Genomic DNA, 6,013 nt, shown 5'->3' on the forward strand with positions numbered 1-6,013 from the left:
CATCGCTTCTTATCGTTTGATTTGGACAAGCTAATCGAAACCATGACAAGACTTATGAAAAAGGCCGAAAGCAACCCTTTTGTCGTCCGATTCATAAAAGGTTGATGGAATACAAAATGATTATAGGCAGTAAATCCTAATCCAATCAGAGTTACCATAGCCGAAAGTGAAAAAATTGTTAACCACAAATTTCTATTTTCCATCATAAACTCCGTTTTTCGATCTAATAGAAAAGCCCTCTTATCTCAAAGCCTTTAACAAATATCCATAACCTTCTCGCTCCATTTCCTCTTTTGGAATAAAGCGCAGTGAGGCCGAGTTGATGCAATAGCGAAGGCCACCTTGGTCTTTGGGTCCATCGGTGAAGACATGGCCTAGATGGGCATTGCCTGAGCGGGAACGAACTTCGATCCGCTCCATCCCGTGGCTATGGTCCTGGTAATAGTGGATGACATCTTTGGCAATGGGACGGGAGAAACTTGGCCAGCCACAGCCAGAAGCAAACTTATCCTTGGCAAAAAAGAGAGGTTCCCCAGTCGTAATATCCACATAGACACCCTCTTCAAAGGTCTGATCATAGACATTGTGGAACGGGCGTTCCGTCGCGCTTTCTTGGGTAACTTGGTACTGCTCTGCTGTCAGTTTCGCCTTTAAGGTTTCTTGATCTGGCTTCTGATAGGCCGCCGGATCAATCAAGGGTTGGGCTGCATCCGTCACATCGATATGGCAATAGCCCCCAGGATTCTTCTTGAGGTAGTCTTGGTGGTAGTCCTCAGCCAAGATATAGTGACGCAAGGGTTCCAACTCAACCGCGATTTTGCTTCCAAGTTGTTCCTCTTCTTCCGCGAACAGGTGGGCAATCACCTCACGATCTGCCTCGTCTGTATAATAGACACCGGTCCGATATTGGCGACCTCGATCATTTCCCTGTTTGTTAATGGACAAGGGATCAATCACCCGGAAAAAGTAGAGCAGAATCGCTCGTAGGGTAATCTTGTCTGGATCATAGACGACTTGTACGGTCTCTGCGTGATCCGTTTCCTTGATCAATTGATAATTGGTCGTTTCTACCTGGCCATTGGCATAGCCCACCGTCGTCTTTTCTACACCAGGGATCCGAGAAAAATACTCCTCTAAGCCCCAAAAACAGCCACCTGCTAGATAAATCTCTGCCATCTTTTTTCCTCGCTTCCTGCATTCCCTAAGAGGAACGCTTAACATCTATTAGCTCCATCATAATCCAAGAGCCTCAGATTTTCAAGGATTCTGCATCAAAAATCCCTTCTACTATACTAGTAAAAGGGATAAAGGCACTCCCACTTATTTTTCAAATAAGAAAAAGAGCGAATAACCAAGATTTCGTAGAGACACTAAAAACTGATGGAAAAAATCATGCATGAGAGACATGTCCCACACCTCCTTTGAATATCTGTGGATAAACACAAAGCTAGCATCAACTACAAAACCATCGTCGGTCCGTAGACCTGTAACTGAGACTTCACAACCTCATAATGCCAGTGATCATAAGCTCGCCAAGCTTGAAAGGCTTCTTCGTTCAATGCTAGCCCACCCAGACCAATCAATAGACTGGCGGTCTGATAAAACTTTTCCAACTCGATCAACAGGCGGTTGTCTACCTGCCTAGCCTTCAATAAAACTTTCAACATCTGATCTAGATTTTCTTTAAATCGAAAGGCATCAGGACTGGCTTTGCATTCCCTGGAAAAGGCTGTTTGGAGAGTTTCGATCTTCATCCTCGCCTCTTGAATCACATCCCTTTCTCCCATCGAAATCACCTTCCTTTTCACCTCCATTGTACACCTTTTTCTCTCTATAAAAATAGAAAATCTCTAAAACTAGGAACAGAATGTTCTCTCTGGATAAGAAACCATAAAAAACTTCCCCAAGTTTCCACTCGAGGAAGTTCTTTTCAAAAAATTAGTCAATGTAGTGCAGTTTCCCACGGAAGTCTTCTAGACTTTGGTAGCCTTTTTCTTCCATGATGGCTTTGAGCTCCGCAGTGATGCGTTCAAAAGCCCCCACTCCTTCTTTATGAAGCGTGGTTCCGATTTGTACCATACTCGCGCCACAAAGGATATGTTCAAAGGCATCGCGACCAGTCAAGACGCCCCCAGTCCCCACAATCTGAATTTCTGGATTCAGCCGTTGGTAAAAGGCATGGACATTGGCGAGAGCCGTTGGTTTGATGTATTCGCCACCAATCCCACCAAAGCCGTTCTTAGGACGGATCACCACGGATTCATCCTCGATGTAGAGACCATTTCCGATCGAATTAACGCAGTTGACAAACTTGAGCGGGTATTTGTTAAAGATCGCTGCAGCTTGGTCGAAATGAACGATATCAAAATAAGGTGGCAACTTGATCCCAAGAGGTTTGGTGAAATAGGCAAAGACCTCTGACAGGATTCGGTCCGTCGTCTCAAAATCATAGGCGATCTGAGGTTTTCCCGGAACATTAGGACAAGAAAGGTTCAATTCAGTCAAACCTTTAAAATCACTTTCTTGCACCTTTTTCAAGATGGTGTGGGTTTCCTCAGGAGACATACCGACAAGAGATAGGAAGAAAGTCCGGTCAGGATCCGTTTCTTGCAACTCCAATAGGTAATTCAAATAATAGTCCAAGCCTTGGTTAGGTAGCCCCATCGAATTGATCGAGCCAAGTGGGACATCTTGGTAGCGTGGCTCTGGATTTCCAGCACGGAACTCCAAGGTCGCTGTTTTGGTCACAAAGGTCCCAGCAGCTGAGTTCTTCACTTCCTCTAATTCCTCAGTGGTCATACAGGCCACACCTGCCGCATTCATCAGGCAGTTGCCAAATTCAAAACCAGCAATTTGCGTCTTTGTCGATACCATCTTCTTCTCCTTGAAATGAATTCTTACAGCCATTATAGCACGAAAAGGAGGATTCATGACTAGAAAACCAAAAAAGAGCAAGAAACGTACGGAAATTGAAAAAAATCACCTTAAATGTTATCCATTTATTTTCTATATAGAGGAGAAAAATCAGACATTCATCCAATCTCCTATCGTCCTTTCGCATCCATTTTCCCCACTTCATAGGTAGTTGTGAAAATTTTCAGAAAATTCAACTTTTTTCTTTACAAGTCAAAAAAAGTCTGCTATAATTATCGACGTAATAAAACATGACATTGCTTTCAGCAGTGCCTCCATATACCAGTAAGTTCGCTAACCTGCTGGAATTCGTTTCAATGAAAAAAGGAGAAACATGATGACAACTGCAAAAGAATATATCCAAAGCACTTTCGAAACCGTAAAAGCTCGCAACGGCCATGAAGCGGAATTCCTTCAAGCTGTTGAAGAGTTTCTTAGCACTTTGGAACCTGTATTTGAAAAACATCCAGAATACATCAAAGAAAACATCTTGGCACGTATCACTGAGCCTGAGCGCGTGATTAGCTTCCGTGTTCCTTGGGTTGACCGTGATGGAAAAGTTCAAGTTAACCGTGGTTACCGTGTTCAATTTAACTCAGCTGTTGGACCTTACAAAGGCGGACTTCGTTTCCACCCAACAGTTAACCAAGGGATTTTGAAATTCCTCGGCTTCGAACAAATCTTCAAAAACGTCTTGACTGGCCTTCCTATCGGTGGTGGTAAAGGTGGATCTGACTTCGATCCTAAAGGAAAAACAGACGCTGAAGTGATGCGTTTCTGCCAAAGCTTCATGACTGAATTGCAAAAACACATCGGTCCTTCTCTTGATGTCCCAGCTGGTGATATCGGGGTTGGTGGACGTGAGATTGGTTACCTTTACGGACAATACAAACGTCTTCGCCAATTTGATGCCGGGGTCTTGACTGGTAAACCTCTTGGTTTCGGTGGTAGCTTGATCCGTCCAGAAGCAACTGGTTATGGTTTGGTTTACTATACGGAAGAAATGCTCAAAGCTAACGGCGACAGCTTTGCTGGTAAGAAAGTCGTAATCTCAGGTTCTGGTAACGTAGCTCAATACGCTCTTCAAAAAGCAACTGAACTTGGTGCAACTGTTATCTCTGTCTCTGACTCAAACGGTTACGTGATCGACGAAAACGGTATTGACTTTGACCTTCTTACAGACGTCAAAGAAAAACGTCGTGCTCGTTTGACCGAGTATGCTGCAGAAAAACCAACTGCTACTTACTACGAAGGATCTGTATGGACTTACGCTGGCAACTATGATATCGCTCTTCCATGTGCAACTCAAAATGAGATCAACGGTGAAGCAGCGAAACGCTTGGTTGCTCAAGGGGTAAAAGTTGTTTCTGAAGGAGCCAACATGCCTAGCGACCTTGAAGCCATCAAAGTCTACAAAGAAAACGGCATCCTTTATGGACCTGCTAAAGCGGCCAATGCTGGTGGGGTTGCCGTTTCAGCGCTTGAAATGAGCCAAAACAGCCTTCGCCTTTCATGGACTCGTGAAGAAGTTGATGGACGCCTCAAAGACATCATGACCAACATCTTCAACACAGCTAAAACAACTGCTGAAACATACGGTCTTGGTAAAGATTACCTTGCGGGTGCTAATATCGCAGCCTTTGAAAATGTCGCAAATGCGATGATTGCCCAAGGTCTTGTTTAATTTGATTCTTTTGCCACACCTCTGAAGCCTTTGGTTTCGGAGGTGTTTTTCTTGATAAAAAAAGAAGATTGGAAAAACCAAATCTTCTTTTATTTTATAAATCATCCAAGGCATCTTTAACCTTATCAAAGAAGCCTTTTTTCTTTGGATTGACCTTCAAATCACTTGCTTCCGCAAATGCACGAAGGGCTTCTTTTTGCTTGTCATTTAGACCTGTTGGTGTCACCACATTAACAGATACATATTGATCTCCTACAGAGCCTCCACGCAAGCTTGGTGCTCCTTTACCGCGGAGGCGGAATTTCTTACCTGTCTGGGTTCCTTCAGGGATGACCAAGTCAACATCGCCGTGAACCGTTGGAACATGGACCGTATCCCCAAGAGCAGCCTGAACAACGTTCAAGTTCAATTTATAGTAGATGGTTGATCCATCACGCTCAAATTTGTCGCTCGGCTCAACGTTGACCACCACATAGAGATCTCCGTATGGCCCTCCATTAAATCCAGCTTCTCCTTGACCAGAGAGGCGGATTTGTTGACCTGTTTCAACCCCAGCAGGGATTTTCACATTGACACTGTGGGCTTGCTTCTCGTGACCAGTCCCATGACAGGTTGTACAAGGATCTTTAATTTCTTTACCGCGTCCATGACAGACATCACAGGTGATTTGACGGCGCATCATCCCAAGCGGGGTTTGCGTATCCACATTGATAACCCCAGAACCATGACAACGTCCACAAGTTACAGGGCTCGTTCCTGGCTTAGCACCAGTCCCATCACATGTCCGACAGCTAGCTTCCCGATGGTACTTGACTTCCTTCTCAGTTCCAAAGATGGCTTCTTCAAATTTGAGGTTTACGCGGTACTGAAGATCATCTCCCTGACGTGGAGCATTCGGATTGCGGCTTGCACCGCCACCTCCAAAGAAGCTTGAGAAAATGTCCTCAAAACCACCAAAGCCAGTGCCATTAAAACCACCGAAACCACCAGCTCCGCCACCGAAGCCACCAAAACCACCGTTGGCTCCTGCAGCACCATATTGGTCGTAAGCCGCCCGCTTTTGTTCATCGCTCAAAGTCTCATAAGCTTCTTGAACTTCCTTGTACTTTTCCTCAGCACCAGGCTCCTTGTTGATATCTGGGTGATATTTTTTAGATAATTTCCGATAGGCTTTCTTGATCTCATCCTGAGATGCATTCTTTGAAACGCCCAAACGGTCATAAAATTCAGTATTGTTCATACAAGATACTAAGAGCGAACAGAAAGCGACTGAAATTTAGGAAACCGACAAGAAATCCTGATTTCTTAGGCGGTTTATCTAATTTCCAAGCTTTCCGCTCGGGTTCAATTCCCCGAACACTCTTTGTTCCTTTCTATAATTTTCATGTACATCTTTAGAGGATGTTTTCTATACTT

6 protein-coding genes are annotated in these 6,013 nt (G+C 44.3%); 1 reads left to right on the forward strand and 5 read right to left on the reverse strand.

Features of this window, described 5'->3' with window-relative positions; genetic code table 11:
- The 4 genes from QZ158_RS07485 to QZ158_RS07500 all read right to left on the reverse strand — a co-directional run.
- The coding region (locus QZ158_RS07485; protein ID WP_293887257.1) for a hypothetical protein at window positions 1–206 on the reverse strand (206 nt) is incomplete at its 3' end.
- A 34-nt stretch (window positions 207–240) separates the two neighbouring features.
- Window positions 241–1,176, reverse strand: a complete 936-nt coding sequence (msrB, locus tag QZ158_RS07490) for a peptide-methionine (R)-S-oxide reductase MsrB (RefSeq protein WP_293887259.1) — start codon at window positions 1,174–1,176, stop codon at window positions 241–243.
- Between the two features lie 281 nt (window positions 1,177–1,457).
- On the reverse strand, window positions 1,458–1,814 hold the full coding sequence (locus QZ158_RS07495; RefSeq protein WP_366928210.1) for a helicase BlpT: 357 nt from the start codon (window positions 1,812–1,814) through the stop codon (window positions 1,458–1,460).
- A 124-nt stretch (window positions 1,815–1,938) separates the two neighbouring features.
- Entirely contained in the window at window positions 1,939–2,874 is a 936-nt protein-coding gene (locus QZ158_RS07500) for a dihydroorotate oxidase (RefSeq protein ID WP_293887263.1), read from the reverse strand.
- A gap of 376 nt (window positions 2,875–3,250) precedes the next feature.
- Between QZ158_RS07500 and gdhA the strand changes: the two genes are divergently transcribed.
- Window positions 3,251–4,597 (forward strand): NADP-specific glutamate dehydrogenase, encoded by a 1,347-nt coding sequence (gene gdhA / locus QZ158_RS07505; protein ID WP_293887265.1) that lies wholly within the window; start codon window positions 3,251–3,253, stop codon window positions 4,595–4,597.
- Window positions 4,598–4,691: 94 nt separating this feature from the next.
- Here gdhA and dnaJ read toward each other — a convergent pair whose 3' ends face one another.
- A complete protein-coding gene (gene dnaJ, locus QZ158_RS07510; protein WP_293887267.1) occupies window positions 4,692–5,837 on the reverse strand; it encodes a molecular chaperone DnaJ in 1,146 nt (381 codons plus the stop codon).
- Between the last annotated feature and the right edge of the window lie 176 nt (window positions 5,838–6,013).

This window comes from Streptococcus sp. A12 (assembly GCF_905372335.1).
Taxonomy (GTDB): domain Bacteria; phylum Bacillota; class Bacilli; order Lactobacillales; family Streptococcaceae; genus Streptococcus.

Excerpts from the sequence above, each read along its gene's own strand:
- msrB (WP_293887259.1), bottom strand. The coding sequence starts at position 1,176 with ATGGCAGAGATTTATCTAGCAGGTGGCTGTTTTTGGGGCTTAGAGGAG.
- QZ158_RS07495 (WP_366928210.1), bottom strand. The coding sequence starts at position 1,814 with ATGGAGGTGAAAAGGAAGGTGATTTCGATGGGAGAAAGGGATGTGATT.
- QZ158_RS07500 (WP_293887263.1), bottom strand. The coding sequence starts at position 2,874 with ATGGTATCGACAAAGACGCAAATTGCTGGTTTTGAATTTGGCAACTGC.
- gdhA (WP_293887265.1), top strand. The coding sequence starts at position 3,251 with ATGACAACTGCAAAAGAATATATCCAAAGCACTTTCGAAACCGTAAAA.
- dnaJ (WP_293887267.1), bottom strand. The coding sequence starts at position 5,837 with ATGAACAATACTGAATTTTATGACCGTTTGGGCGTTTCAAAGAATGCA.